28 protein-coding genes are annotated in these 23,851 nt (G+C 66.6%); 15 read left to right on the top strand and 13 right to left on the bottom strand.

The window, feature by feature from the left end; all coding sequences use genetic code 11:
* Positions 1–10: 10 nt before the first annotated feature.
* The 4 genes from FPZ24_RS17465 to FPZ24_RS02610 all read right to left on the bottom strand — a co-directional run bounded on the left by FPZ24_RS17465 (position 11) and on the right by FPZ24_RS02610 (position 3,661).
* The gene (locus tag FPZ24_RS17465) at positions 11–415 is read right to left on the bottom strand and encodes a DALR anticodon-binding domain-containing protein (RefSeq protein ID WP_240047581.1); all 405 of its coding nucleotides are present in this window, start codon (positions 413–415) and stop codon (positions 11–13) included.
* Positions 379–2,316, bottom strand: a complete 1,938-nt coding sequence (gene glyS, locus FPZ24_RS02620; RefSeq protein WP_146569586.1) for a glycine--tRNA ligase subunit beta — start codon at positions 2,314–2,316, stop codon at positions 379–381. The genes FPZ24_RS17465 and glyS overlap by 37 nt, the downstream gene beginning before the upstream one ends.
* Complete coding sequence (locus FPZ24_RS02615) at positions 2,313–2,663, bottom strand: endonuclease domain-containing protein (RefSeq protein WP_240047580.1); 351 nt, start codon at positions 2,661–2,663, stop codon at positions 2,313–2,315. Before FPZ24_RS02615 ends, glyS begins: the two co-directional genes overlap by 4 nt.
* Before the next feature lie 116 nt (positions 2,664–2,779).
* Positions 2,780–3,661, bottom strand: a complete 882-nt coding sequence (locus FPZ24_RS02610; RefSeq protein WP_186728995.1) for a glycine--tRNA ligase subunit alpha — start codon at positions 3,659–3,661, stop codon at positions 2,780–2,782.
* Between the two features lie 127 nt (positions 3,662–3,788).
* Between FPZ24_RS02610 and FPZ24_RS02605 the strand changes: the two genes are divergently transcribed.
* The 3 genes from FPZ24_RS02605 (at position 3,789) to FPZ24_RS02595 (ending at position 6,451) form a co-directional block, all read left to right on the top strand.
* Positions 3,789–4,715 carry a TraB/GumN family protein gene (locus FPZ24_RS02605; RefSeq protein WP_146569585.1) on the top strand — a complete coding sequence of 309 codons (927 nt, stop codon included), beginning with the start codon at positions 3,789–3,791 and terminating at the stop codon, positions 4,713–4,715.
* The gene (locus FPZ24_RS02600; protein WP_146569584.1) at positions 4,712–5,536 is read left to right on the top strand and encodes a TraB/GumN family protein; all 825 of its coding nucleotides are present in this window, start codon (positions 4,712–4,714) and stop codon (positions 5,534–5,536) included. The genes FPZ24_RS02605 and FPZ24_RS02600 overlap by 4 nt, the downstream gene beginning before the upstream one ends.
* Before the next feature lie 189 nt (positions 5,537–5,725).
* Positions 5,726–6,451 (top strand): 50S ribosomal protein L25/general stress protein Ctc, encoded by a 726-nt coding sequence (locus FPZ24_RS02595; RefSeq protein ID WP_146569583.1) that lies wholly within the window; start codon positions 5,726–5,728, stop codon positions 6,449–6,451.
* A gap of 142 nt (positions 6,452–6,593) precedes the next feature.
* Here FPZ24_RS02595 and FPZ24_RS17460 read toward each other — a convergent pair whose 3' ends face one another.
* Complete coding sequence (locus FPZ24_RS17460; RefSeq protein ID WP_240047579.1) at positions 6,594–7,328, bottom strand: PEPxxWA-CTERM sorting domain-containing protein; 735 nt, start codon at positions 7,326–7,328, stop codon at positions 6,594–6,596.
* A 178-nt stretch (positions 7,329–7,506) separates the two neighbouring features.
* Between FPZ24_RS17460 and pth the strand changes: the two genes are divergently transcribed.
* From pth to FPZ24_RS02570, 4 genes are read left to right on the top strand one after another with little or no spacing between them, the layout of a single operon-like run.
* The gene (gene pth, locus FPZ24_RS02585; protein WP_146569582.1) at positions 7,507–8,082 is read left to right on the top strand and encodes an aminoacyl-tRNA hydrolase; all 576 of its coding nucleotides are present in this window, start codon (positions 7,507–7,509) and stop codon (positions 8,080–8,082) included.
* Positions 8,079–8,426: a DUF4087 domain-containing protein gene (locus FPZ24_RS02580; protein ID WP_146569581.1), complete on the top strand. Its 348-nt coding sequence runs from the start codon at positions 8,079–8,081 to the stop codon at positions 8,424–8,426. Before pth ends, FPZ24_RS02580 begins: the two co-directional genes overlap by 4 nt.
* Positions 8,423–9,001: a TIGR02466 family protein gene (locus FPZ24_RS02575; protein ID WP_186728994.1), complete on the top strand. Its 579-nt coding sequence runs from the start codon at positions 8,423–8,425 to the stop codon at positions 8,999–9,001. Before FPZ24_RS02580 ends, FPZ24_RS02575 begins: the two co-directional genes overlap by 4 nt.
* A 20-nt stretch (positions 9,002–9,021) precedes the next feature.
* A complete protein-coding gene (locus FPZ24_RS02570; RefSeq protein WP_146569579.1) occupies positions 9,022–9,405 on the top strand; it encodes a putative quinol monooxygenase in 384 nt (127 codons plus the stop codon).
* Here the strand turns inward: FPZ24_RS02570 and FPZ24_RS02565 are convergent, their stop codons facing one another.
* Complete coding sequence (locus tag FPZ24_RS02565) at positions 9,406–9,981, bottom strand: hypothetical protein (protein ID WP_146569578.1); 576 nt, start codon at positions 9,979–9,981, stop codon at positions 9,406–9,408. It abuts the gene before it with no gap.
* 185 nt (positions 9,982–10,166) lie between these two features.
* On the opposite strand from FPZ24_RS02565, the gene FPZ24_RS02560 reads away from it, so the two are divergent.
* The 3 genes from FPZ24_RS02560 to FPZ24_RS02550 all read left to right on the top strand — a co-directional run bounded on the left by FPZ24_RS02560 (position 10,167) and on the right by FPZ24_RS02550 (position 13,894).
* Positions 10,167–11,702, top strand: a complete 1,536-nt coding sequence (locus FPZ24_RS02560) for a hypothetical protein (RefSeq protein ID WP_146569577.1) — start codon at positions 10,167–10,169, stop codon at positions 11,700–11,702.
* Positions 11,703–11,768: 66 nt separating this feature from the next.
* Positions 11,769–12,866, top strand: coding sequence for a redox-regulated ATPase YchF (gene ychF, locus FPZ24_RS02555; RefSeq protein WP_146569576.1), 1,098 nt, complete (start codon positions 11,769–11,771; stop codon positions 12,864–12,866).
* A 242-nt stretch (positions 12,867–13,108) separates the two neighbouring features.
* Complete coding sequence (locus tag FPZ24_RS02550) at positions 13,109–13,894, top strand: DUF1194 domain-containing protein (protein WP_146569575.1); 786 nt, start codon at positions 13,109–13,111, stop codon at positions 13,892–13,894.
* A 123-nt stretch (positions 13,895–14,017) separates the two neighbouring features.
* Here the strand turns inward: FPZ24_RS02550 and FPZ24_RS02545 are convergent, their stop codons facing one another.
* Both FPZ24_RS02545 and FPZ24_RS02540 read right to left on the bottom strand, forming a co-directional pair.
* Positions 14,018–14,413 (bottom strand): MerR family transcriptional regulator, encoded by a 396-nt coding sequence (locus FPZ24_RS02545; RefSeq protein ID WP_146569574.1) that lies wholly within the window; start codon positions 14,411–14,413, stop codon positions 14,018–14,020.
* A 127-nt stretch (positions 14,414–14,540) separates the two neighbouring features.
* Entirely contained in the window at positions 14,541–14,765 is a 225-nt protein-coding gene (locus FPZ24_RS02540) for a hypothetical protein (RefSeq protein WP_146569573.1), read from the bottom strand.
* Between FPZ24_RS02540 and FPZ24_RS02535 the strand changes: the two genes are divergently transcribed.
* Genes FPZ24_RS02535 through FPZ24_RS02525 form a run of 3 tightly spaced genes read left to right on the top strand, consistent with a single transcriptional unit; the run spans position 14,764 to position 17,872 of the window.
* On the top strand, positions 14,764–16,089 hold the full coding sequence (locus FPZ24_RS02535; protein WP_240047578.1) for a hypothetical protein: 1,326 nt from the start codon (positions 14,764–14,766) through the stop codon (positions 16,087–16,089). The genes FPZ24_RS02540 and FPZ24_RS02535 overlap by 2 nt on opposite strands.
* 44 nt (positions 16,090–16,133) lie before the next feature.
* Positions 16,134–17,414: an alkaline phosphatase family protein gene (locus FPZ24_RS02530; RefSeq protein ID WP_146569572.1), complete on the top strand. Its 1,281-nt coding sequence runs from the start codon at positions 16,134–16,136 to the stop codon at positions 17,412–17,414.
* Positions 17,415–17,422: 8 nt separating this feature from the next.
* Positions 17,423–17,872, top strand: coding sequence for a MaoC family dehydratase (locus FPZ24_RS02525; protein WP_146574100.1), 450 nt, complete (start codon positions 17,423–17,425; stop codon positions 17,870–17,872).
* A 213-nt stretch (positions 17,873–18,085) separates the two neighbouring features.
* On the opposite strand, the gene FPZ24_RS02520 is transcribed toward FPZ24_RS02525, so the two are convergent.
* From FPZ24_RS02520 to petA, 3 genes are read right to left on the bottom strand one after another with little or no spacing between them, the layout of a single operon-like run.
* The gene (locus FPZ24_RS02520) at positions 18,086–18,946 is read right to left on the bottom strand and encodes a cytochrome c1 (RefSeq protein ID WP_146569571.1); all 861 of its coding nucleotides are present in this window, start codon (positions 18,944–18,946) and stop codon (positions 18,086–18,088) included.
* 25 nt (positions 18,947–18,971) lie between these two features.
* Positions 18,972–20,246, bottom strand: a complete 1,275-nt coding sequence (locus FPZ24_RS02515) for a cytochrome b (protein WP_146569570.1) — start codon at positions 20,244–20,246, stop codon at positions 18,972–18,974.
* A gap of 14 nt (positions 20,247–20,260) precedes the next feature.
* Complete coding sequence (gene petA, locus FPZ24_RS02510; protein WP_146569569.1) at positions 20,261–20,833, bottom strand: ubiquinol-cytochrome c reductase iron-sulfur subunit; 573 nt, start codon at positions 20,831–20,833, stop codon at positions 20,261–20,263.
* Positions 20,834–20,976: 143 nt separating this feature from the next.
* Here petA and FPZ24_RS02505 point away from each other — a divergent pair, with 143 nt between their 5' ends.
* Together FPZ24_RS02505 and hemF are read left to right on the top strand one after the other, a co-directional pair.
* Positions 20,977–21,426 carry a tRNA (cytidine(34)-2'-O)-methyltransferase gene (locus tag FPZ24_RS02505; RefSeq protein WP_146569568.1) on the top strand — a complete coding sequence of 150 codons (450 nt, stop codon included), beginning with the start codon at positions 20,977–20,979 and terminating at the stop codon, positions 21,424–21,426.
* Positions 21,423–22,265, top strand: a complete 843-nt coding sequence (hemF, locus tag FPZ24_RS02500; RefSeq protein WP_146569567.1) for an oxygen-dependent coproporphyrinogen oxidase — start codon at positions 21,423–21,425, stop codon at positions 22,263–22,265. Before FPZ24_RS02505 ends, hemF begins: the two co-directional genes overlap by 4 nt.
* Here the strand turns inward: hemF and FPZ24_RS02495 are convergent.
* Both FPZ24_RS02495 and FPZ24_RS02490 read right to left on the bottom strand, forming a co-directional pair.
* Positions 22,252–23,019, bottom strand: a complete 768-nt coding sequence (locus FPZ24_RS02495) for a hypothetical protein (protein WP_146569566.1) — start codon at positions 23,017–23,019, stop codon at positions 22,252–22,254. The two genes, hemF and FPZ24_RS02495, sit on opposite strands and share 14 nt — an antisense overlap.
* On the bottom strand, positions 23,016–23,837 hold the full coding sequence (locus FPZ24_RS02490; protein WP_146569565.1) for a hypothetical protein: 822 nt from the start codon (positions 23,835–23,837) through the stop codon (positions 23,016–23,018). Before FPZ24_RS02490 ends, FPZ24_RS02495 begins: the two co-directional genes overlap by 4 nt.
* Positions 23,838–23,851 lie beyond the last annotated feature (14 nt).

The following is a 23,851-nucleotide window of genomic DNA, read 5'->3' as shown; positions in this document are numbered from 1 at the left end:
CACTAGCGCGCTAGCCTTCGATCTTGGAAAAGTCGGCCACATTATGGACCGCGTCGCGTACGCGGGCGAGCAACGCCAGCCGCGCGGCCCGCTTGTCCGCGTCGGGATCGTTCACCGTGACACTGTCAAAGAACGCATCGATCGGCGCACGGAGCGTCGCAAGCGCAGCCATCGCCGCCTCGAAATCCTCCCCCGCGACCGCATCGGCGGCGGCAGGCTCGGCGGCGTCGAGCGCGGCGATCAGGTCAGCCTCTGCCTTTTCGGGCGTGTAGGAAAGTTGAATCTTCCCGTGCTCCGGCGAAGGCCGGAGCGTTGCGTCGTGGGGCGCTTCGCTCGCCAACGCTCCGGCCTTCGCCGGAGCACTAGGGAGTTCCTTTTTCAGGATATTCGCCGCACGCTTGTAGCCCGCGAGCAAGTTAGCCCCGTCCTCGGTCCCGACGAAAGATTGCAGCGCGCGGACGCGGGCGAGCAGGCGGACCAGGTCGTCCTCCCCCCGAGCGCGAACACCGCGTCGATCAGGTCGTGGCGGACACCGGCTTCGCGTTGCTGGACCTTGAGGCGGTCGGCTAGGAAGCTAGGGATGTCGAACACGGCCAGCGTACCGACGTCGAAGTCTTTGACCCACGCTTGCTGCGCTTCATAGTCAGCATCGGGCATATTGGGATTGAAGCGTTCCCGGACAAACCCGCCGCCAGCGCGCACTACCAGCAATTCGATGCCGATACGGAGTTCGTTTGTTAGAATTAGCTGAATGATTGCCAGAGCAGCGCGGCGAAGACCGAAGGGATCACGCGATCCGGTCGGCCGCTCCTTCACGCCGAAAAACCCGACCAACGTATCCAGCTTATCCGCCAACGATACCGCCACCGTCACCGGCGCAGTCGGGACGTCATCCCCCTGCCCGACCGGCTTGTAGTGATCGCGGATCGCGTCGGCGACCGCGGGGTCCTCGCCCTGCGCGGCGGCGTAATAGCCGCCCATCAGGCCCTGCAGTTCGGGGAACTCGCCGACCATGCCGGTGACGAGGTCGGCCTTCGCCAGCCGCGCGGCGCGTTCGGCGTGATCGGCCAGTACCGCCTTCTCGACCGTTCCCCGGCGAAGGCCGGGGTCCAGCCCTCCAACGTCATCGCGCGCGGTAGCGCGTTCGGCGCTTCGCGCCGAGACTGGACCCCGGCCTTCGCCGGGGAACGAGGGCGTGACGATTCCCTCCTCGACCAGCCAGCGCGCCAGCTTCGCCACGCGCTCGACCTTGTCGGCGACCGTCCCCAGCTTCTCGTGGAACACGATCTTCTCGAGCTTCTTCGCCTGTTCCTCCAGCGGCACCTTAAGGTCGGTGTCGTAGAAGAAGCGCGCGTCGCTCAGCCGCGCGGCGAGCACCTTGCGGTTGCCCTCGACGATCTTCGCGCCGCCGTCCTGGGCGTCGATGTTCGCGGTGCAGACGAACGCGTTGGCGAGTTTGCTCGCGGCGTCGCGGCACACGAAATATTTCAGGTTCACGCGCGCGGTGAGCTGGATCACCTCGGGCGGCACCTCCAGGAACGCTTCGTCGAAGCGGCCGAGCAGCGGCACCGGCCATTCGGTCAGCCCGGCATTCTCCGCGACCAGCCCTTCGTCGGCGATCAGCTCCAGCCCCGCCTCCGCCGCCAGCGCGGTCGCGCGGTCGCGGATGATCGCGCGGCGCTCGTCCTGATCGACGATGACGTGGCAGGCGTGGAGCTTTTCGGCATAGTCCGCCGCCGAGCCGATCGTGATGACGCCGGGATGGTGGAAACGATGGCCGACCGTCACCGCGCCCGATTGCACGCCGGCGATCTCGCACGGCACCACGTCCTCGCCGAGTAGCCCGACGATGCCGTGCAGTGGGCGGACCCAGCGCAGGCTCTCGGTCGACACCGACGCCTCGCCCCAGCGCATCGACTTGGGCCAGGGGAAAGCGCGGACGATCGCCGGGATCGCCTCGGCCAGCACGTCGGCGGTCCGGCGGCCGGGCTTGTCGATCACCGCGAACAGCACGCCGTCACGCTCGACCAAGTCGCTTTCTGTGAGGCCAGTCTTGCGCAGGAACCCTTCGAGCGCCTGCGGCGGGGCGCCGACGCGCGGGCCCTTCACTTCTTCCGACACGGCGGCGGTTTCGGCGGGCAGATCGCGCGCGATCAGCGCGAGGCGGCGCGGGGTCGCGAAAGTCACGATCGCGTCGGTCTTGAGCCCGGCCTTCTCCAGTTCGCCTGCGAACAGCCGCGCAAGGTCGTCGCGCGCCTTGTCCTGCATCCGCGCGGGAATTTCCTCGGAGCGCAGTTCGAGGAGGAAATCGGTCACAAATCCTCCCCGTTTACGGGGAGGGGGACCGCGCCGAAGGCGTGGTGGAGGGGGTTCGCCGCGAACGACACGATCGTATGGGCAGCTTCGTCGGCATTGCGCAACACGTCCGACGCCGGGATGCGAAGGACTCGATAGCCCTCGGCTTCCAACCGCTCCCTCCGTATCACATCGCGCTCGGGCCGGTCACCCATGTCATGGGCCGCGCCGTCGACCTCGATCACCAGCTTGGCGGCGGCACAATAGAAGTCAGCCCGGTAGACGCCAATGGGATGCTGCTTGCGGAAAGCGATGCCCTCCGGCGAGCCTTTCAGCCGTTGCCATAACAACACCTCCGGCAAGCTCATTGCGCGACGGGCCTTGCGCGCTTCGTATACCTCAGGCCGGCGGAGCGAAGGCAAACCCCCTCCGTCAGCGCTCCGCGCTGCCACCTCCCCGTCCCGGGGAGGATTTGCGAGCGCCATCACGCCGACCACCCGTTCTTGTCCATCCACGCCTGACAGCTGCCCTTCGCGAGGTCGCGGACGCGGCCGATATAGGCCTGGCGCTCGGCCACCGAGATCACGCCGCGCGCGTTGAGCAGGTTGAAGATGTGGCTCGCCTCGATCGCCTGTTCATAGGCGGGGATCGGCAGCTGGTGGTTCAGGCAGTTCTCGCACTCGGCCGCGGCCTTGCGGAATAGGTCGAACAGGGTGTCGGTGTCCGCGACCTCGAAATTCCAGGTCGACATCTCGACCTCATTCTCATGGAACACGTCGCCATAGGTCAGCTGCGGACTGTTCCCGACCGCGTCGTTATACGCGAGGTCGTAAATGCTGTCCTTGTTCTGCAGGTACAGCGCCAGCCGCTCCAACCCATAGGTCAGCTCGCCCGCCACCGGCTTGCAATCGAACCCGCCCATCTGCTGGAAATAGGTGAACTGGGTCACCTCCATGCCGTCGCACCACACTTCCCAGCCGAGGCCCCACGCGCCCAGCGTTGGGCTCTCCCAATCGTCTTCGACGAAACGGATGTCGTGGTTGGCGGTGTCGATCCCGATCGCCGCGAGGCTGCCGAGATACAGTTCCTGCAGATCGGGCGGGCTTGGCTTCAGGATGACCTGATACTGGTAATAATGCTGCAGCCGGTTGGGGTTCTCCCCATAACGCCCATCGGTCGGGCGGCGGCACGGCTGGACGAACGCGGCGTTCCACGGATCGGGCCCGAGCGCGCGGAGCGTCGTCGCGGTGTGGAACGTCCCCGCCCCCATCCGCATGTCGTACGGCTGCAGGATCAGACAGCCCCGCTGGCTCCAGTAATCGTGGAGCGTCAGGATCATGCGCTGGAAGGAGAGCGGCTGGGTCATGGTGCGGTGCGGCACGCTCTGGCGCAGGGGTGGCGCACGGTCAATGCCGCTTCAGGTCTTGGTCATCGTTCGCGCAGTACCTATTGTGGCACAGGTGCGGACGTCCGCGCCACGTTCAAGGACCGATATGCTCCGTAAATTGCTTCTCGCGCTCGGGCTGATCGCCGCCGGCACCGCCGCGGCCCAGACCAGCGCGCCGACTCCGACCCTGCCGGTCCCCGCGCCCAAGCCGACCGCCGCGATGGTCGATGCCGACCCCGCGCTCTGGGTGGTGAAGGACGCGGACACGACGATCTATCTGTTCGGGACCGTCCACCTGCTCAAGCCGGGTCTCAGCTGGTTCGACGAGGGCGTGAAGAAGGCGTTCGATTCGTCGGACGAGCTGGTGCTGGAAATGGTCCAGCCGGCGCCCGAGGCGATGCAGAAGCTGGTGATGGCGAAGGGGTTCGCGATGACCGGCCCGACTCTGCCCGAGCGCCTGCCCGCCGCGGACCGGCCGATGTACACGAAGGCGCTCGCCGATCTCGGCCTGCCCTCCGCGCTGTTCGATCGCGCACAGCCCTGGCTGGTCGCGACCAATCTGTCGCTGATGCCGCTGCTCAAGCTCGGCTATGATCCCGCGAGCGGTCCCGAAAGCGTGCTGACCGCGGCCGCGACGACCGAGAAGAAAGTCATCACCGGCCTCGAAACGCCCGAGCAGCAGATCGGCTATCTCGCCGGCCTGTCCGAACCGACCCAGGTCGCGTTCCTCGAATCGACCCTCAAGGATCTGCCCAAGACCGCCTCAACGATGGACGACATGGTCGGCGCCTGGTCGCGCGGCGATCCGGCGAAGCTGGGCGAGCTGATGAACGACGGGGTCAAGGATACGCCTGAGCTCGCCAAGACCTTGCTTTACGACCGCAACGCGCGCTGGGCGCAGTGGATCAAGGCGCGAATGGCGAAGCCGGGGACGGTATTCATCGCGGTCGGCGCCGGGCATCTGGCCGGGCCGCAAAGCGTGATCGAGCAGTTGAAGGCGATGAAGCTGACGGCGACGCGAGTCCCCTATTGAAGCTGCTCCGCGCCCTGGCCCTGATGGCGTTGGCGGGCGCGCTGGCCGCGTGTCCGATGGCGCGCGAACCGGCCAAGCCACCGCTGTGGCGGGTGAGCGACGGGGATACGACGATCTGGCTGATGGGGGCGATCCACCTGTTGCCGCCGCGGATCGACTGGCGGACCGACGCGGTCGACCGCGCGATGGATGCCGACGAACTGGTGCTGGAAACCGATCCGACCGCGACCGGCGACTTCGACGCGATCGCCAAGGCGCCCGGGCTGTTGCCGCTCGCTAAGCGCGTCGGCGCCGACCGCCAAGACGCGCTGGCGCGGGCGATCGAGCGGACCGGTCAGCCGGGCGACGCGTTCGACGGCTATAAGGATTGGGCGGCGGCGGTGATGCTGGCGACCGGCGACGCGCTCGACAGCCGCGCGACCGCGAAGAACGGGATCGACGCGCAATTGTGGGGCAATTTCAAGGGCCGCCAGCGGATAGCGCTGGAGAAGCCGGGCGACCAGCTGCGCGCGCTCGACATGCTGCCGCCGCAACTTCAGGAGCGGATGCTCGACGAAACGCTCGACGGCGCGGATTACGACACGACCTACGATGCGTGGGCGACCGGCGACCTCGCCGCGATCGACAAGGCCGCGCCGTCGAAGGAACTGCGCCCGTTCCTGGTCACCGCCGCCAACCGCCGCTGGGCCGACTGGGTCGCGGCGCGGATGAGTCAGAAGGGCAAGGTGCTGGTCGCGGTCGGCGCGGGGCATCTGGCGGGGAAGGATGCGATTCCGGAATTGCTCAAGGCGAAGGGGCTGAAGGTCGAGCGCATCCAATAATCGTCACCCCAGCGAATGCTGGGGTCTCGTGCCGGATCGCGCCATCGCCTGAGATCCCAGCTTTCGCTGGGATGACGGTCGGGTTGCACTTTTCGTGAGTCTCCCCTAAAGGCGCGCGCTTCCGCGACGTGGTCATCCCTGGAGGCGTGACGCGGAAACCCACTGAACCAACGTATTTCGGAGATTATCATGAGCGACCAACTGACGCTCGCCGCCGAGACGCGCGACCGTGGAGGCAAGGGAGCCTCGCGTGATCTGCGTCGCAACGGCCGCGTGCCCGCCGTCATCTATGGCATGAAGCAGGACCCCGTCTCGATCCACGTGGAAGAGAAGGCGTTGATGCGCGCGCTGATGACCGGCCATTTCATGAACACGGTCGTCATGATCGACGTCGGCGGCAAGCCGACCCGCACGCTGCCCAAGGACGTCGCGTTCGACGTCGTCACCGATCGTCCGCTCCACGTCGACTTCCTGCGCATCAGCGAGCACGCGACCGTGCACGTCAACGTGCCGGTGCACTTCACCGACGAGGAAGAGTCGAAGGGCATCAAGATCGGCGGCGTGCTGAACATCGTTCGCCACGAACTCGAACTGATCGTCGATGCGGCCGACATCCCCAGCGAGATCGCGATTTCGCTCAAGGGTCTCGAAGTCGGTGATTCGATCCACATCTCGAACGTGAACCTGCCCAAGGGCGCGAAGTCGGCGATCGACGACCGCGACTTCACCATCGCCACGATCGTCGCGCCGTCGGCGCTGCGCTCGGAAGCGATCGAGCAGGCGGCCGAGGAAGCCGCGCTGGCCGAAGCCGCGCACGAAGAGCATGTCGCCGAGGTCGAGGCTGCCGAAGCCGAAGCCGCCGAAACGACGGAAGGTGGCGACGAAGCCCCCGCCGCCGAGGGCGACGCCGAGTAACACCGGCTTCAACGGCAAAACGGGTCGGGCGGCGGGAGCGATGGCTTCCGCCGCCCCTTTTGTTTGTGTCCCCCCTCGCCCGAACGCAAGAACGCCGCCGGCATCGCTGCCGACGGCGTTCCGCGCGCTCCGTCCTAGAGGGTCAGGCGAACGCGATCCGCGTCACCGCACGGCGGCGGCGCAGCGTTGCGCCGACCGCGCCGAACCCGACCAGCAACATCCCCCACGTTGCCGGCTCCGGCACCGGCGCCGTCGACCCAAAATTGTCTAGTCGGGCGCCGTCCTGGATACCCAGCCCGATGCCAGTCCCGATAAAGGTCTGCCCCGCGCCATAGGTATAGTTGAACGTGTAGCTCGATGCTCCCGACGTCAGCGTCAGCGTGCCGACGCCGTTCAAAACGCTCGCGCTCAGATGCCCGCTGGTCAGCGTTGCGCCGATATCGGCGAAGACGCCGTTGGTGTAGGTGAACAGCCCGGTACCCGAATTGTACGACACGTAGCCGATGCCGTATTTGTTGAAGCCGCCCCCAGCGCTGTGCTGCACCTTCACGAAGTAGCCGCCCGTGCCGTCCCAATTGAGCAGCGCGCCGTCATAGTAGCTGCCCGTCGTCGGCGACGAGGCCGTCAGGAAATCGAACTCCGCCTGGTTGGCCGCGTACGGACCGCTACCGTTGTAGAGATAGAGCGCCTGCGTGCCGCCGGTCGCCACGTTGCCGCTGATCGACGCGCCTGCCTTGAGCATCGACCAGTCGGCGCCCAGGCCGTTGGCGCCTGCCGCGGTGTTCGCGCGGTTGAAATTGTCGAGCACTTGCCCCTGCGCGGGCAGTGCAAACGTGCCGGCTGCCAGTGCGGCAACGGCGAGGATGGTGAAACGCATCTGAAAAGCTCCCCTAAACGGTTTGGACGACGACTCTCCCGGCCTTAACCGTACGGGGGACAGGGCGAGATGTCAGCACAAAATAGTACGTAACGTATCAATTCGGGACGGCTCGGCCGTTCCGCCTGGAACGAAAGTCGCGGCTTTCTTCGCGAGGCATTTGGCGTAAAGCCGGGCCATGCAACTCTGGGTCGGCCTGGGTAACCCCGGCGCGCAATATGCGATGCATCGCCATAACGTAGGCTTCATGGCCGCCGACGCGATCGCCGAGGTGCACGGCTTCGGCAGCGTGAAGAAGCAGTTCCAGGGCTGGACGCAGGAGGGCCGCATCGGCGGCGAAAAGATCGTCCTGCTCAAGCCCGCGACGTTCATTAACGACAGCGGCCGCTCGATCGGCGAGGCGATGCGCTTCTACAAGCTGACGCCCGAGGACGTGACGGTCTTCTACGACGAGCTCGACCTCGAGCCGTTCAAGGTGAAGGTGAAACGCGGCGGCGGGGCGGCGGGACATAACGGCATCCGCTCGACCATCCAGCATCTGGGCGATGCATTTCGCCGCGTGCGGATCGGGATCGGGCATCCGGGGCATAAGGATCGCGTGACGGGGCACGTGCTGGGCAATTATGCGAAGGCGGAGATCGAGCCGCTCAGCGACCTGCTCGGCGCGATCGCGGCGGAGGCCGACTGGCTGGCCAAAGGCGACGATGTCCGCTTCATGAACGACCTCGCGCTCAGGATGGGAGACGGCAAATGATCGCACTGGTTCTCGCCCTCGCCGCCGCGGCTTCGCCGATCCCGCCGGCACCGGAAAAGCGCTGCGGCTGGCTCAGCAACCCAACGCCGGCCAACTATTGGCTGCGCGACCGCGAAGGCGAATGGACGCTCGGCGAACAGGGCGGATATCAGGCTCCGGGGATGGATGAGTTGCCCGACATGACCGCCAAAGGCTGGGTCGCGACCAACGGCAGCTACGGTTATGGCTGCGCGTGCCTGAGCGTCACGACCGACAAGCGGACCAAGCAAGTGACGCGGATCTTCAGCGGCCAGTCGGTGCCGCTTAAACAATGCCGCGCCGACCGACGTTTGGCCAAGCCGTGACGTTGCGGTCGCTGTTCCCGACGCAGTTCTACGACGCGGCGCTCGGCGACGAAGCGCTGGTCGACGAACTCGACGATGCCTGCCGCGATCTCGCCGCGCAGGACAAAGCCGGGCAGCGCTGGTCGAAGGAGCACGGCTATCGCGGCTACACCTCCTACGCGTCGCTCAACGATCTGCCGCTTCGCGATCCGCGCTTCGCCGATCTGGTGCGGTTGCTCGACAAGCATGTCGCGGCGTTCGCGAAGGAGGCGGGGTTCGACCTCGGCAAGAAGCTCAAGCTCGACAGTATCTGGGTCAACGTCCTCAAGCCCGGCGGCACGCATTCGGGGCATATCCATCCGCACAGCGTGGTGTCGGGGACGGTCTACGTCGCGGTGCCGCCGGGATCGGGCGCGCTCAAGCTCGAGGATCCGCGCCTGCCGCTGATGATGGCGGCGCCGTCGCGGCCGGACACGTTCGTCTATGTCGAACCCGAGGCGGGCAGCGTGTTCCTGTGGGAGAGCTGGCTGCGCCACGAAGTGATGCCCAATGCAGCGAAACAGGACCGGATCAGCATCAGCTTCAATTATCGGTAAGCGCGCGCTAGCCTCGCAACATGGCCATCGACCGACGCATGATGCTGGGCGGCACCGCCGCGATGATGGCGTGGCCGGGAGGCGCGTTCGCCGTGGAAGAAAATCACATGTTCGGGATGATCGGGCGGATGAAAGCGGTCGTCGGAAAGCGCGAGGCGTTGCTCGACATCCTTCTCGCGAGCTCGGGCGCGATGCCGGGCTGCCTCAGCTACATCGTCGCGAAGGACTTGTCCGATCCCGACGCGATCTGGATCACCGAGGCGTGGGACAGCAAGGAAAGCCACGACGCGTCGCTAAAACTGCCGCAAGTCCGCGACGCCATCGCCAAGGCGCGCCCACTGATCGCCGGGTTCGATTCGAGCGCGGAGACTCAGCCGATATTCGGCACCGGCCTCGATCGCTGATCAGAAGGCGTAGCGGACGGCGAGCGTCGCGATCGGGTTGAGTCCGACGCGATTGGCTTCGCGATCGCGCAGTCGATAGATCTGGCCGCGGGGTCCCGGATTGATCGCCCGGCCCTTCAGCGCGCCACCTTCCAGCCCGATCACGAGCCGCGGCAGCACCTCGGCGTCGTAGCCGGTGGTCAGCGCCCAGGTCCGACGGCGAAAGCCGGTCGAAACGCCGCCGCCGCCGCGCCATTGCGGATTGACGATCATCCCGCGGCTCGCCTGTTCGACGTCGTTCCAGAAATTGGGCCGCGCGAAATACCGGCTGCCGATCGAGATATGCAGCCCGAAGCTCGCGACCGGATAGATGTCGGTCATACCCTTGAAGAAACGCGGACGGACCATGTCGGCGAGCGCGGTATAGCCGCCGCGACGGACGATCGCGGGACCCATGCGCGGCACCCGGCTGGTGATCAGCCCGAACCGTGCGGCGGCCACCGGGCGCTTGATCGACTGGCGCGCCGACGACGCGGTCGGCCACAGCGCACACATCAGCGCCGTCATCGCGATCGTCGCGAAAATCCCCCTCGGCATCCCCTCATTCCCCCCGAGACCGCGCCCATTCCCCCGACGCGAGTCCGCACCAAGGATGGTGGCATGCGGCCGCCCCGGACGCAACGGATTGTTTCGGGACTCCCGATGAACGGGCCGCCCAGCACATGTTCAGGAACGGTAGGCTAAGTCCGACCGTTCCCGGGGGAAGAACGGGAGAGTTGACCGTGCTTAGACCGATTTTCCGTCGCGCGATGGGCGCGACCGCCGTGATCGCCATCGCCGCAATGACGGCGGCATGCGGACAGCAGGCGAACGACAGCCAGATGACGGCGGCGACGACGCTGCCGGAACTTCCCGCCACCCTGCCGCTCGATGCGGCCGCGCCGACGAATTGGCCGACCGCGCCCGAAGTCGCGGCCCTGTCCGACGCCCGGCCGCTACGCAGCGTCCGCGTCGCAAACCCAGGCGATGATTACGGTTATGCCGATGCGGCATATGACTTCACCGACGTGCTGGGCGATGCCCCGCCCGATTATTATTTCGACTATGATGGCGTCGATCCCTGGGCATGGGAGGGCAATGACCAGTCGGTCGTGTTCGTCGAGCCGATCGACGACGGCTATCGCTATTACTATTACCGCCCGGGCGCCGACGCGCCTTATTTCGTGCGCGATCCCGATTATGGCTACGGCTATGACGGCGACGGACTGGCAGTGATCTACGACAGCTATGGCGCAGTGGTGCCGTACGACCGCTACGGCGCGAACCGCGACTATGCCGCGCGATATTACGCCCGCGGTCGCGACATGTACGCCGTCTCGCGCCGCGGCGACCGGCGCGGCGTGAACCCGACGATCTGGGCGGCGCGCCAGCCGGCGATCTTCGCCGCGCGCGACCGGTGGAACGGCGCGCGCGAGCGCCAGCCGCAATGGCGCGAATTCCACGACCGCGCCGCGTCGCGCCAGGCGACCTATTGGCGCGAGGAGGCGACGCGCCGTCAGGCCGACACGCGGCGCTTCGGCGAATGGCGCGCACAGTCGTTCCGCACCCCTGCCCCGCCGCGCGCGATCCCGGCGGCATGGAGCAACGCCCGCTGGGCGCGCGACGATGCCAAGTTCCGCCCCGCCCGTGCCGAGCGCGTGGCGGCTGCAGTTCCGCAACCGCAACCACGTCCCGACGTTGGTCCACAGCGCGCGCTCGGCGGCAAGGGCCCGGATCGCGTCGCGTTCAACGATCGCGGCAACCGCGCCGGCTCCGATCCGCGCATCGCGATCGATTCCACGCGGCCCGACCGCCGGATGCCGAACGCCGGCCCGATGCGCGTCGCCCGCGAAGCGCAAGGAAGGCCGCAACCGGGCAACCAGCCAGCGCCGGCGGTCGCCGCCAGTGCTGATCGCCAGCCCGAACGCGGCCGCAACCGAATGATGGCAGCACCCCGACCGGAGCGCGCCAACCCCGGTAACGCGTCGCGCTTCCAGCCGCAGGCAGATCGTCCGCGGCCCGAGCGTGGCGGCGGCAACCGGCCGCAATTCACCGCGCCTCAGCCGCAGCCGCGTCCGGCCATGGCGCCGCAACGCCAGCCGCGCGCGGAGTCGCCGCGTCCGCAATTTCAGCCGCAGCCGCGCGCACCTCAGGCCGCCCCTGCGCCGCAACAGCCGCGCGGCAATAGCGGCGGCGGTGGCGGTGGCGGTGGCGGCGGTCGAGGCAATGGCGGCGGTGGCGGCGGCAAGGGTAATGGCGGCGGTAAGCGCGGCGGCTAACCCCGCTGGCGCTTTGCCGCGTCCCGGCCTACATGGCCCGCTTTCCCAAATCCCAAAGCGAGCATCATGGGCTTCAAATGCGGCATCGTCGGGCTTCCCAATGTGGGCAAGTCGACGCTCTTCAACGCGCTGACCGAAACCGCGGCGGCGCAAGCGGCGAACTATCCGTTCTGCACGATCGAGCCCAACGTCGGTAACGTCGGCGTCCCCGACGCACGGCTCGACAAGCTGGCGGCGATCGCGAGTTCGCAGAAGATCATCGAGACGCAGCTGGCGTTCGTCGACATCGCCGGGCTGGTGCGCGGCGCGTCGAAGGGCGAAGGGCTGGGCAACCAGTTCCTCGGCAATATCCGCGAAGTCGATGCGATCGTCCATGTGCTGCGCTGTTTCGAGAATGGCGATGTCACGCATGTCGAGGGCAAGGTCGATCCGATTGCCGATGCCGAGACGGTCGAGACCGAATTGATGCTGTCGGACCTGGAAAGCCTCGAAAAGCGCGTCCCCAATCTCGCGAAGAAAGCAGCGCAGGGCGACAAGGAATCGAAGATCGCCGCCAGCGTGCTCGGCCAGGCGCTCGAGCTGCTGCGCGACGGCAAGCCCGCGCGGCTGACCGAGCCGAAGGATGCCGAGGAAGCGCGCGTGTTGAGCCAGGCGCAGCTGATCACGGCCAAGCCGGTCCTCTACGTCTGCAACGTCGACGAAGGCGATGCGGCAAGCGGCAACGCGCATTCGGCGCGGGTATTCGAAAAGGCCAAGGCGGAGGGCGCGGAAGCGGTGGTCGTTTCCGCTGCGATCGAAGCCGAAATCGCGACGATGCCCGCCGAGGACCGCGGCGAATTCCTGGCCGAACTGGGCCTTGCCGAGACCGGCCTCGCGCGCGTCATCACCGCGGGCTACAAACTGCTCCACCTCCTGACCTTCTTTACCGTCGGGCCCAAAGAGGCGCGCGCCTGGACCGTACACGCCGGCGCGACCGCGCCGCAGGCGGCGGGCGAAATTCATACCGATTTCGAGAAGGGCTTCATTCGCGCCGAAACGATTGCCTATGACGACTATGTCGCGCTGGGCGGCGAAGCGAAGGCGCGCGAATCGGGCAAGCTGCGCGCCGAGGGCAAGGCCTATGTCGTCCACGACGGCGACGTGATGCACTTCCTCCACAGCTGAGGAGCGCAAATAGTTTTGACGCCAAGGCGGATCTGTCACGCCGACGACTTCAATCGCCGCTATGTGTCCAATTGTGGGACGGACCGGACCGGCCTGACTCGCCAATAGTTAACGAAAGATGTACAGCCGTAACGACTCAGGGGGATACCGGGGGCGAGGGGGGAATCACTCACACCGGCTCGAAGAGTCTAAAATATAACAGGGGTCGCTATCCGTCAGTTCAGTTCTGAAAGGGAATAGCGATGAATTATCGTGTAGTTAGTGCAGCCCTGCTTGGCATGGGCATGATGATGGCGCCGAGCGTCGCGCAAGCGCAGGCTGCGCCGACGAACGTCGATATCGAACTCGCGTTGCTGATCGACGTGTCGGGCAGCGTTGATACGACCGAATTCAACTTGCAGCGCCAAGGCTATGTCAACGCGTTCAACGACTCCGCGATCCAAGCGGTGTTTGCCAGCGGCAAGTCGGCGGCGATCACGGTCGTCTATTGGTCTGGCCAGGCTGAGCAGTCGCAGGCTGTCGGTTGGACGCTGGTCAACTCCGCTGCTTCCGCGTCGGCCTTCGCGAACCTGATCGCGGCGACGTCGCGGCCCTTCAGCGGCAGCACGGCGATCGGCAGCGCGATCAACTACATCGCGCCGAAGTTCTTCACCAACGCTTTCAACGGCACGCGTCAGGTCATCGACGTGTCGGGCGACGGCGCCACGAACGAGGGCGCCGACACGTTGACCGCCCGCAACGCGGCGCTGGCGCTGGGTGTCGATCAGATCAACGGCCTGCCGATCCTGGGTGAATCGGGCCTGCTCGCATTCTACCAGAACAACGTGCAGGGCGGCGCTGGGTCGTTCACGCAACCCGCTGCCACGTTTGCGGACTTCGACGCGGCGATTAAGGCCAAGATCGGCCGCGAACTCGTCGGTGGCGTTCCTGAGCCGACGACCTGGGCCATGATGGTCATGGGCTTCGGCGCGGTCGGCTTCTCGCTGCGCCGTCGCAACAAGGTGGCGATGCGGGTCCGCTTCGCCTGACCGATCGGTATCGCCGGTCGCCGAGGCCGCGCGGTACCACGGCGTTTCCCGTCGGCCGGGTCACCCCGGCCGGCGGGTTCGCTTTTTCAGTAGCGACGATGATCGAGGAGCGCGCCGGCGCCCTCACGATTCGAACGCCGCGATGATCGGGCACGGCCCGCTCCCACCCTTGCCGCATTCACGCGCCAGCTTAGCGAGCGAGTCTCGTGCGACCGTGAGTTCCGCGATCCGCCTGTCGAGCGCCGCAATCTGGCAGCGCGCCAATTCCCGTGCTCGCGGCCGATCGTCGCGCGCATCCAAGTCCAGCAACTCGGCGATCTGATCGAGCGTGAAGCCGGCGCCCTGCGCCGCCCGGATAAACCGCAGCCGTCTCACATCGTCCGCACCATAGCGCCGCACCCCGCCGTACAGTCCCTCGCGCGCCGGCGCCGCGAGCAGCCCGCGACGCTGATAGTATCGCACCGTTTCGACCCCTACCCCGCCCGCGGCAGCGAACCGCCCGATCGTCATCGCAGTCATGTGTTGACTCCGTACCGTGGTACGGATGCTATAGCGCGCGAATGATCCGGAATTCCATCTCTCGGCACCATGTTCTGTGTGGTCTCGCTGCCGGCGCAATGGCCGCATTGCCCTTGCCCGCCGTCGGTCAAGCGATGCCCGGCATGCCGGGAATGAAAATGCCGGCGAAACCCGCCGCGAAGCCTGCACCCAAGCCCACGCCGCGACGCGCACCGGCGGCCCGTCCCGCTGCACCTCGATCGGCGCCGAAAACGGTGTCAGCTCCAACGGCGCAGCCGCAAGCCTTGCCCGAGAGGGAGACGCCGCCCGCCGCTGCGCCGGCGCCCGAAGCCGCCATGCCGGGCATGAACATGGCGCCGCCCCTCACGCCCTCATCCGCTCCCACCCCTCCCGCGCCGATGGCCGGGATGGACATGGCGGGCGGCAAGTCGATGGCGGGTATGCCGGGGATGCGCGCCTGGCCGCCACGCCGCTTCGCCGGGTGCCAGGATTTCCCCGACGCCGGCCCGGACGGCATCGTCGCCGGCGGTACGCGCTGTCAGCCCGGCAGCGGTTCGGGTACCTCGCGACTGCCCGCGATCGGCGGGGCGATGACCGGCGTCCACGTCATGAGCGGCGGCTGGATGCTGATGCTCCACGGCTATGCCTGGGGGGCCTATACCGACCAGAGCGGTCCGCGCGGCGACCGGTCGGGCTTCGTGTCGTCGATGGCGATGGCGGAGGCGCAGCGCGACCTCGGCAACAGCGGCGCGACGCTCAAGCTGATGACGATGCTCAGCCTCGATCCGCTGATGGGCAAGCGCGGCTATCCCAGCCTGCTCGCGACCGGCGAGACCGCGAACGGCGTCACCGCGCTGATCGACCGCCAGCATCCGCACGACCTGTTCATGGAATTGTCGGCGCGGATCGACGTGCCGATCGGTCCGAGCGTGGACGCGTTCGTCTATGGCGGCCCGGTCGCCGAACCCGCATTGGGTCCTTCTGCCTTCATGCATCGCGCGTCCGCTAAATACCTGCCGCTCGCGCCGATCACGCACCATTGGTTCGACAGTACGCACATCACGTTCGGTGTGGTGACGGTGGGACTCAATACGACCCGCTGGCAGATCGAGGGATCGGCGTTCCGCGGGCGTGAACCCGATCAGTATCGCTGGGACATCGAGACGCCCGCACTCGATTCGTGGAGCGTACGCGCGACGTGGAACCCGTCCGCCAATTGGTCGGCGCAGGTCAGTTACGGCCGGTTGAAGAGCCCCGAGGCGCTCGAACCCGGGATCGACGAAGCGCGCACCACCGCGAGCGTGCAATATGCCAGCGGCGGTTTCTCCGCACTCGCCGGCTTCTCGTCCAAGGACCGCCTGCCCGGCCGCACGCTGACGGCGTGGATCGGCGAGGCGAACTGGGACCTGGGCGATCATCACAGCCTGTTCGGCCGGATCGAGAATGTCGCGAACGACGAACTCTTTCCCGATCATGCCGACCCGCTTCACGACCGCCCGTTCCGCGTGACGCGCGGCGAGCTCGGCTATGCCTATCGGCTCAAGCTGTTCGGCCCGGTCGAAGCTGCGGTCGGCGGCAGCGGGTTGGTGATCGGGAAGCCCCGCGCGCTCGATGGCGCGTATGGCCGCTCGCCCGCGGGCTGGACCGGGTTCGTCAAATTGAGCCTTGGCGGATAGGGGCGATATCCGGCATGGCGACGGCTCATCGTCGGGAGTCGGGAATGCGTCGGATCGCTCTAGCCTTCAGTCTGGCCGCTGCCGTTGCGTTAAGCGCGTGCGCCGCGACACCCCCGCCGACCCTCGCCAGCGCCCCTGCCCTGGCGGCCGAGACTCGCGCGCCGGTCACGATCCTGGTGTCGATCGACGGTTTCCGCCCAGACTATCTCGATCGCGGCGTGACACCCAATCTCAACGCGCTGGCGGCGAGCGGGATCAGCGGGTCGATGCGGCCGAGCTATCCGTCGAAGACCTTCCCCAATCACTGGACGCTGGTGACCGGGCTGCGCCCGGACCGCACCGGGATCGTCGCCAACAAGATGCTCGACGCGGCGCGGCCGGGCGAGACCTTCACGATGGCGAGCGACGATCCGTTCTGGTGGAACGCGGCGGAGCCGATCTGGGTGACCGCCGAGAAAGCCGGCATCCGCACCGGCACCGGCTTCTGGCCGGGCTCGAACGTCGCCTGGGGCGGCGAGCGGGCGAAGGATTGGCCCAACGATCTGACCGGCGGCACGCGCCCGTCCGACTGGGCACAGTTCAACATCGTGGTGAGCGACCGCCAGCGCGTCGATATGGCGATCGACTGGCTGCGGCGCCCGGCGGCGACACGTCCCCAATTCGTCACGCTCTATTTCGACGAGGTCGATACCGCCGGCCACCAATACGGGCCGTTCGATGCGCACACGACCGCGGCGGTGGCGGCGGTCGATAGCGCGATCGGGCGCCTGCGCGAGCAACTCGCCGCGCTTGGTCAGCCGGTCAATTTCGTCATCGTCGCCGATCACGGCATGGCGCCGATCGCCAACGACCGCGTGATCGTGCTCGATACGTTCAGCAATGCGGACGACTATGATGTGGTCGAGGACGGCGTCTACGCCTCGGTCAATCCCAAGCCGGGCAAGGAAGCGTCGGTCGAAAAGGCGCTGCTCGGCGCGCACGGGCCGCACCTCACCTGCTACCGCAAGGCCGACGTGCCGGAACGCTTCCATTACGGCAAGAATCCGCGCGTGCCGGCGATCCTGTGCATGCCGGAGGATGGCTGGACGGTGCTTGCGCACCCCGCGAAATATGCGATCAAGGGCGGCGCGCACGGCTACGACAATTTCGCGCCCGACATGCTGGCGCTGTTCCTGGCGACGGGCCCGGCGATCAAGCCGCTCGGCAAGATCGCGACGTTCGACAATGTCGATATCGCGCCGCTGCTGCGCGATCTGCTCGGGCTGCCGGCGGGCCAGAACCTCGATGGCGACGACGCTCCGTTCCGCGCGGCGCTCGGCAAGTGAGCGACGACCTGCGCTATTACGAGGATCTGGAAGTCGGGGCGAAGGCGAGCTTTGGCCGGTACGAGGTCACGCGCGAGGAAGTGATCGAATTCGCCGAGAAATACGATCCGCAGCCGTTTCATTTATCCGATGAAGAAGCCGCCAAGACCTTCTTCGGGCGCCTGTCCGCCTCGGGCTGGCACACGGCCGCGATGACGATGCGGATGACCGTCGAACATTTCCGCACCAACCGCCAGGCGGGGCTGGGATCGCCCGGGATCGACGAGCTCAAATGGCTACGTCCGGTCTATCCCGGCGACACGTTGCGGTGCGAGAGCGAGCTGCTGGAAAAACGCCTCTCGGCCAGCCGCCCCGGCATGGGCATCACCCGGGGCCGCACGACCGTGTTCAACCAGCACGACGAGCCCGTGATGACCTTCGTCGCCAACGGATTGATCCGGACGCGGCCCGCGGCCTGAACAAACGGCGCGCTTACTGCCCCCCTCCCTTCAAGGGAGGGAGCGTCAGGTCGCGCATCCCCCGGATGCGCTGAAACAGCCGGGGGCTGTTTCACCTGATGCTGGGTGGGTGGAAGTATCGCGATACGGAAACGATCAGGCGAGCGGCTGGCTTCTTACCAAGCCTTTACCCACCCCTAGCCCCTCCCTTTCAGGGAGGGGAACCAGAAGCGATCAATGCTTCACGTCGCGCCAGACGTTGCGATACGCGCCATACGCCAGGACGCTGGAGATCAGCAGGAAGATCACCGCGAAGAAGCCATATTGATGCCGCTTCTCCAAGCTCGGATCGGCTGCCCACACCAGGAACGCGGACACGTCGCGCGCCATGCTGTCGACCGTCGGCTTGGTACCGTCGGCATATTGGACCTGCCCCTCGGACTTGAGCGGCGGCGGCATCGCGATGTTGAGGTTCGCGAAGTATGGGTTGAAGTACAGGCCCTTGGGCGTCGCGATGTCCGGGAACGCCTTGAGCAGCGATTCGCCCTTCTCGTTCTTGAACGACGCCTGGTCGCGATAGCCGGTGATCAGCGAGTAGACGTAATCCGCCCCGCCATGCCGCGAGCGCGTGATGTAGCTGAGGTCGGGCGGCACCGCGTTGTTGTTCGCCGCGCGCGCCGCGATGTCGTTGGCGAACGGCATCGGGAAGCGGTCGGCCGGTACGCCCTTGCGCGTCGCGGGCTCGCCGGTGTCCGGATTGATCGTCGGGACGGTATCGTAACCCGCCGCAATCGCCTTCACCTGGCCTTCGTTATAGCCGATCCCCTCGAGGTCGCGGAACGCGACGAAGCGGAGCGAATGGCAGGCTGCGCAGACTTCCTTGTAGACCTGGAAACCACGCTGCAGCTGCTGCTTGTCGAACTTGCCGGCAATGCCGTCCGACCGCAGGTTGGCCGGGCGCGGGTGAAGGTGGAATTCTTCCTCGGCGGTCGGCGCGGGCGGATCGGTGATCCACCCCTGCACCGTCCAGAGGAGCGCCCAGGCGAGCACCGCCGCGAAGGCTGCCCCGACCAGGAATGCGATACCGCGAACCATAACTCTTATATCCCCTATAGCTCGCTCAGTGCGCCGCCGCGGTGGCACCATGCTTGGCCAACACCGCCTCGGTGATCGAATTGGGCAGCGGCGTCGGCCGCTCGCTGCGCGCGATCATCGGCAGGATGACCAGGAAGTGCAGGAAGTAGTACGCCGCACAGATCTGGCTCAGCACGATGTAGGTGTTCGATGCCGGCGACCCGCCGCAATAGCCCAGGATCGCGACATCGGCGACCAGCACCCAGAACGCGATCCGCGCCTTGGGCCGGTAGGTGTTCGAGCGGATCGGCGAGCTATCGAGCCACGGCAGGAAGAACAGCAGCAGGATCGACCCGAACATCGCGAGCACGCCCCACAATTTGGCCGGCAGGATGAAGTCCGATGTGAATGCGCGGAGGATCGCGTAGAACGGCCAGAAATACCATTCGGGCACGATGTGCGCCGGCGTCGAGAGCGGGTTGGCCGGGATGTAGTTGTCCGGGTGCCCCAGATAATCGGGGAAGAAGAACACCACGACCGAGAACAAGGCGAGATACACGAGCAGTCCGAACCCGTCCTTCGCCGTGTAATACGGGTGGAACGGCACGGTGTCCTGTTCGCCCTTCACGTCGACGCCGGTCGGGTTGTTCGACCCCGGAATGTGCAGCGCCCAGATGTGCAGGATGATCGCGCCCGCGATGACGAACGGCAGCAGATAGTGAAGCGAGAAGAAGCGGTTGAGCGCCGCGTCGTCCGGCGCATAGCCGCCGAGCAGCCAGACGCGGATCGTCTCGCCCACGCCGGGTATGGCGGAGAAGAAACCGGTGATCACCTGCGCGCCCCAGAAGCTCATCTGGCCCCAGACGATCACGTATCCCATGAACGCGGTCGCCATCATCAGCAGAAAGATGACCACGCCGAGCAACCACACCATCTCGCGCGGCGGCTTGTACGAGCCGTAATAGAGCCCGCGGAAGATGTGGATGTACACCACGATGAAGAAGAACGACGCGCCGTTGGCATGCGCATAGCGCAGGAACCAACCGGCATTGACGTCGCGCATGATGGTCCCGTTGACCGAATCGAACGCGCCCGCCGCCGAGGAGTGGAAGTGCATCGCCAGCACGATGCCGGTGACGATCTGGATCGCCAGCGCCGCGCCCGCGAGCACGCCGAAGTTCCAGAAATAATTGAGGTTTCGCGGTACCGGATAGCCCGCGCCGACCGCGTTGTAGACGAGCCGCGGCATCGGCAGCTTCTCGTCCAGCCACCGCATCAGCGGCGCCTTGGGTTCGTAATTCTTGGCCCAGGGGAAACTCATTTTTCTCTACCCCCTCAGCCGACCAGCACGGTGGTCGGCGACGTGAACTTGTAGTCGGGAACGGCGAGGTTCTTGGGCGCCGGCCCCTGGCGGATACGCGCCGCGGTATCGTATTGCGAGCCGTGGCACGGGCAGAAATAACCGCCGAACTTGCCGCGATTGTCGCCTTCGTTGATGCCCAGCGGGATGCAGCCGAGATGGGTGCACACGCCCAGCGTGATCAGCCAGTTCTTCTTGCCGTCCTTGGTCCGCTGCTCCAGCGTTTCGGGATCGCGCAAGGATCCCACCGGCACCGCATCGGCCTCGGCGATTTCCTTCGGCGTCAGGTTGCGGACGAACAAAGGCTGCTTGCGGAACGAGGTGATGACGCCCTGGCCCGGCTGGATCTTGGTCAGATCGATCTCGGTGGTCGATTGCGCCAGCACGTCGGCCGACGGGCTCATCTGGTTGATCAGCGGCACCAGCACCGCGACCCCGCCGCCGACCGCGGGGAACGCCACCGCGGCGATGTTGAGGAAGTCGCGACGGCGTGGATCGCTCACGTGATCGGGCGACTCACCCGGATTCGAAACAGTGTCGGTCGCCATTCAGCAATGCCCTTGCGCGTCAAAATCTGGTGGCGGAACGCTTGAGAACGGCTTGGGGATGCCGCGCCCGCCTGAACACCCCGTCCCCACGGAGGTTGCGCGCCTGATAGACACGGGGACGTGCCTTTGCCAACGGGTTTTTGATGCGCATCGCCCTCTACCAGCCTGACATTGCCGGAAACGTCGGCACGATCCTGCGTCTGGCCGCGTGCATGGGGGTCGGCGTCGACCTGATCGAGCCGATGGGGTTCGCATTCGGCGACCGCGCAATGACACGCGCCGGGATGGACTATGCCGACCGCGCCGACGTCGTGCGGCATGCCGACTGGGACGCGTTCGTGGCGCAATTGAGCGGGCGGCTCGTGTTGCTGACGACCAAGGCGGCGGTTCCACTCCCCGCCGCGCGGTTCGCGTCGGACGACGTCTTGCTGTTCGGCAGCGAAGGCGCCGGCGTGCCAGATACCGTCCATGACCGCGCCGATCTGCGTATATTGATCCCCATGCGGCCCGAATTTCGGTCCTTGAACGTCGCGGTGTCAGCGGCAATGGCGCTCGGCGAAGCGCTGCGGCAGACCGAAGGATGGCCAGAATGATCGAGCTCGACACCGAACAGGCGACCGCGCGCCAGTGGTTCGAGCACCTCCGCGACCTGATTTGTGCCGAGTTCGAGGCGATCGAGCGCGAGGCGGGGTCCGACGCCGCGTTCGACTATATCGCCTGGGACCGCGTCGATCCGTCGGGCGAGCCGGGCGGCGGCGGGGTGCGCGGGGTGATGAAGGGCCGCGTGTTCGAAAAGGTGGGGGTCAACGTCTCGACCGTCGGCGGCACGTTCGAGGGCGAGTTCGGCAAGACCATCCACGGCGCGGGCGACGATCCGCGCTTCTTCGCGACCGGCATCAGCTTGGTCGCGCACATGGCCAACCCGCACGTGCCGGCGGTGCACATGAATTGCCGGTTCCTGGTCACGACCAAGCGCTGGTTCGGCGGCGGCGCCGACCTCAACCCGCCGCTGCCGATCGCGGAGGATACCGGCGACTTCCACGCGACGCTGCAGGCGGCGTGCAACGCACACGATGCGAGCTACTATCCGCGCTTCAAGAAATGGGCGGACGACTATTTTTACATCCCGCATCGCCAGGTGCATCGCGGCGTCGGCGGCATCTTCTTCGATCATGTCGAGGGCGATTTCGCGACGAACTTCGCGTTCGTGCAGGATGTCGGGCGTGCGTTTCTCGACGCGTTTCCGCGGATCGTGCGGCGGCGGATGCTCGACGCCTTCACCGAAGCCGACGTGCAGGCGATGCGCGAGTGGCGCGGGCGCTATGCCGAATTCAACCTGGTCTACGATCGCGGGACGTTGTTCGGGCTCAAGACCGGCGGCAATATCGACGCGATCCTGATGAGCCTGCCGCCCGTCGCTAGCTGGAGCTGAGACGCCGCCACGCCGCGACCTGCACCAGCGCCGTCGCGATCGTGCCCAGCGTCGCCACGCCCGCCGTGATCGCGACGACGATCGCCCGCGCGATCGGATTGGGCGCGTAGGTCGTCATCCATTGGTCGAGCGCGAGGAACGGCATCGCGGCCAGGAACTGCGCGAGCAGGATGCTGAGCAGCACGCCGGCTAACAGCAGCATGTACCCGCGGGTCAGCGTGAAGCTCCGCCCGATTGCCGCCACCGCGCCGATCGGCCGCGCGGCCAGGATCGCCGGGCCGACCAGCGACATGCGCGCGCCGACCAGCGCGATCATCGGCATGATCAGGAACGGCAGCCACAGCAGCAACGGGCTGACCAACGCCAGCGGCAGGGTCCAGATCGTCCAGGCCAGCACGAACCGCGACACCAGTCGCAGCGCCACGTTCAACGCGTTGCCGACCGTCGTCCGCTCTCCCGCCAGATAGACCGCGACGAGCGCGAACTGGCCGAACACCATCGCGGCCAGCACGACGACGTACCAGATGCCGTACGCGCCGACCCACGCGCTGAACGCCGCCATCCAGGCACGAAAGATCGGATCGTTGGGGTCGGTGCTGGTCAGCGCACTGGTGTCGGGCAGCGCCGGCACCAGCAACTGCACCGCCAGCTGCGGCAGGAACACGAACACCCCCGCTACCGCGGTCAGCATGTTCCAGTCCGCCCGCCATGCAGCCCAGGCGTCGGCGTAGATCGTCGTTGCGCGCAGTCTCACGCCGCAGGTACGCCTTGCTGGCGACCGGTCACGGCGCGGTAGAGCTGCGCGGAAAACGCCGCGACGATCAGCGTGAACGCGGCCGTCACCGCGCCGCCGAGGATCGCGACCACGATTCTGCCCACCGAAAACGGGTTCTGCATGTCGGCGAACAGGCCGATTACCGTGCCGATCCCCGACGTGATCGCGGCGAGCGCGACAAAATAGACGATGACGAACAGCAACCAGACGCCGATCATCTTCCACACGATGCCGCGCGACAACGCCCAGGCGCGCTTGATCGCAGCTGCCACTCCGCCTTCCGCAACCACGACCGGATAAAGCAACGCCAGCTTGACCGCGACGACCAGCACCACAATCCCCAGCACGAGCGAATAGAGCGATACGAATACCGACGCGGCGCCCGACAGATTGGCCTGCGCCATCCCGCCGCTGCCGAATGTCGACAGATCGACACCGTTCGCGACGAGCGTTGCGATTACCGGCACGGCCAGGACCGCCGTCGCCGCCAACAGGATGAGCATCGCCCCGACCGCGCGCCCCAGACTGCCGGTCGCCGTCGAAATCGCGCGCGATCGGCCGCCGTCCGGCGCGAACGCCAGCGCGATCACCACGAGCTGCCCCCAGATCGCGATCAGCCCGCAGATCAACGCGATCCCCTGCGCCAGTGCGGACGGCACCGCCGGCGCGGCCCCCTTGATCAACGTGTTGACGGTATGCGGTATCAGGAAGGCGAGAAGGATAACGGGCAACAACGCGCGCATATTCTCGCTCAGGAATTCGGTGGTCCGGTCCCAGACGTTGCCCATATTGACCATTACATTCTCCGACC

It is taken from the genome of Sphingomonas panacisoli (genome assembly GCF_007859635.1).
Taxonomy (GTDB): domain Bacteria; phylum Pseudomonadota; class Alphaproteobacteria; order Sphingomonadales; family Sphingomonadaceae; genus Sphingomonas; species Sphingomonas panacisoli.
The sequence above is the reverse complement of the archived record's forward strand: the minus strand, read 5'-3'. Positions and strand labels throughout refer to the sequence as shown.